2 protein-coding genes are annotated in these 3,124 nt (G+C 55.9%); both read left to right on the plus strand.

Annotation, left to right across the window (positions count from 1 at the left end; translation table 11 throughout):
* The coding region (locus tag B2R17_RS12070; RefSeq protein WP_286764179.1) for a circularly permuted type 2 ATP-grasp protein at positions 1-1,957 on the plus strand (1,957 nt) is incomplete at its 5' end.
* Positions 1,958-1,962: 5 nt separating this feature from the next.
* Positions 1,963-2,883 (plus strand): transglutaminase family protein, encoded by a 921-nt coding sequence (locus B2R17_RS12075; RefSeq protein ID WP_286764220.1) that lies wholly within the window; start codon positions 1,963-1,965, stop codon positions 2,881-2,883.
* Positions 2,884-3,124: the final 241 nt, after the last annotated feature.

The following is a 3,124-nucleotide window of genomic DNA, read 5'->3' on the forward strand; positions in this document are numbered from 1 at the left end:
ATTCTTCGGATCGATGCGGCGCCATTTTCGAACGCTTGCTCCTCGTCAAAAAGACAACCCGCGAGTTGCTTTGCTGACTCCCGGCCACGGCAGCTATCGCGATTTCGAAGACGCTTACCTCGCTCGGTATTTGGGATACACCTTGGTCCAAGGCCGCGATTTGGCGGTTCGGGGCGAACGGCTGCATTTGAAAACATTAGGCGGATTGCTTCCGATCGAAGTGCTTTGGCGGCATGTTTCCGATCGAAAGTGCGATCCGTTGGAATTGGATCCTCATTCAACCGAAGGTGTCACCGGATTGCTGCGGTGCAAACGTGGCGGTGAATTGGCGGTTGTGAATTCGATCGGAACCGCGATCGCCGAAATGCCTGCATTGATCCCATTCTTGCCGGCGGCGGCGAAGTTGTTGTTGGGTGAGACGCTGCAATTGCCCAGCGTGGCAACGTATTGGTGCGGAGCCGAAAAGGAACGCCAGTATGTTTTGGAACATCTCGATGAATTGGTTCTGCGAGATGCGTTTGCGGTCAGCGACACGCGTCCGGTGATGCCGGTTCGATGCACCGCCGAAGAGAAGGAAGCTTTGGTGCGTCGCATCAAAGCTCAACCCAATCGATTTGTTGGGCAACATCGGTTGTCTCACAGCGTCACGCCGGTGTGGCATGGTGAGCGATTCGAACCTTGGCACGTTTCACTTCGGACGTTTGTGCTGCAAACCAAAAGCAACATCGAAGTGTTGCCGGGTGCACTTGCGCGTGTCAGTCCGAAAGAAGATCTGCTTAGCAACTCGCCAACGCAGGGGCAATTGACCCAGGATTGTTGGATCGTCAGCGACAAACCAGTCGATCACGAAACCACGTTGCTCTCCAACGACGATCACACGATTGTTCTGCGACGCAGCGGAGCTGAATTGCCCAGCCGCGTTGCCGAACATCTGTTTTGGTTGGGACGCTACGTCGAGCGTTGTGAGTCCATCGCCAGATTGCTGCGAACGACATTGGCTCGGCTGGTGGGCGAAGATGAACTCAACGATTTGCCCGAGATGACGAGGTTGGTGGCTGCTTTGGCGGCCGTTGGACAACTCGAACCTGACTACGCGATTGAGGGCCTCGACGGGGCCATGCCTCAATTGGATAGCGTGTTGCCGTCCAGCGTCTTTGACACCGCCAATCCGCGAGCTTTGCAAAACTCGGTTGCCAGTGCACTGCACAATGCGACGGCCGTTCGCGACCGAATCTCGCTGGATGCCTATCGAATTTTCCAAAGCATTCACGCGGATATCTCCGGCTCGAGAAGACCGACGACGGTCAACGTTTCGCGGGCGATGGAGCGACTCAACCGTTTGATCACCCACTTGATGGCGTTTAGCGGATTGACCGCGGAAAGCCTGACAAGAACACACGGTTGGCGTTTCGTTTTGCTGGGACGCCGCTTGGAACGCGCTGACCAAACCGCTGAGTTGTTGCTTGCAACGATGGTTCGACCGGTCGCCGATGAAGTTGGATTGTGCGAGAGCATTTTGGATGCGACCGACAGCTTGATGACCTATCGGTCGCGTTATCTGTCATTGGTCCGTCCCGCACCCGCGATCGACCTAATGGTCACGGATGAAACCAACCCGAGATCGCTGCGATTTCAGCTCAACGACATTCAACAATTGCTCAGCGATCTACCGACGGAACCAGGGCGTGTCGCGTTGGGTGCGGACGAACGATTGGCTCGTGAACTTCAGCACCCATTGCTGATTGCGGACGTCGGGACTCTCACCGAAGTCAACGCATCGGGGAATCGGGTGGAACTGCAGCGGTTGCTGGAATTGGTTCAAGCGAAAATTCCTCAGCTGGCAAACGCAATCGCTGGTCGATACCTCATTCATACCGCACCCGAGCAGACTTTGACTGGCGATCGCGAACAATCGCTGGATGAATCCTTGATGCCTCCCGAAGCAACGCAAAGGTGAATTCAATGCCTCGGTCGGTCACTTACGACATCGTTCATGAGACGAAGTACACCTACAGCGAACCCGTTGCGGTTTGTTTGAACCAGCTTCGTATGCGCCCGCAGACACGGTCCCCATCAGTGGTTTGCAACCAGTGCACCGTCACCATTGAACCGGTGCCAGCCAAAGTGGATACGCACCCGGACTACTTCGGTAACATTGTCGACTCGTTTGCGATTGAGTCACATCATGAATCGTTGGTTGTCAAAGTCGCCAGTCAGGTGCAGGTCAATGCGATCAATCCCTTTGAGTCGCCAAACATTCCGACGGTAGCAGAAGTGGTCCATGCAATCCGAACCGGACAGACCGAAGCTGATCTCTTCGCCAAGGAATATGTGTTCGCATCTCCTCGCATTCCCTTGGCGGGCCACTTCGCCGAATACGCCAAAACGATCGTGAACGATGGCTCATCGATCTTGGACGCGGTGTTTCAGCTGACCAAACACATCCACGATGACTTCCGATACGATTCGACCGCCACGGACGTCAGCACGACGACCCAGTCCGCGTTTGAACTCAAAGCAGGTGTGTGTCAGGATTTCTCACACGTTCAAATTGCCTGCTTGCGCAGCCTTGGGTTGCCCGCCCGATACGTCAGCGGCTATCTGCGAACGTTGCCTCCGCCCGGAAAACCTCGTTTGATAGGCAACGACGAATCCCACGCTTGGATCAGCGTCTACGCGGGAGAAGCTCTGGGATGGATCGACTTTGACCCAACCAATGCGTGTCAGATCGGTGTCGATCACATCCCGGTCTGTGTTGGTCGGGACTATGACGACATCAGCCCCATGCGTGGCATCGTGCTGGGCGGCGGCCACACGACCCTTGCCGTCAAGGTGGACGTCGCACCGGTCGAACTGCCAACAGAGGTGGGGCCACCTGCCTGAGGCACCGTTGGACGCCCCTCGCCTCTTTGCCTGAGCAGCCTCGAAGTGGCACCCATTCAGACTCTCGCAATCATTCGTGGTCCGTGCCCAGCAACGTCCACCAAGATCGTGTCCATTGCGTGAACGCCGCCGCTGTGGAAACGATCAATTGATCGACACGCAAATCTGCGAAACGTAGAGGTTGTGCAGTTTTTTTGATGCCGCTTTTCGGCAGATTGACACACGGCGTACCTCTCCCGAA

Origin of the sequence: Rhodopirellula sp. UBA1907 (assembly GCF_002337565.1) — a bacterium.
GTDB lineage: Bacteria > Planctomycetota > Planctomycetia > Pirellulales > Pirellulaceae > Rhodopirellula > Rhodopirellula europaea.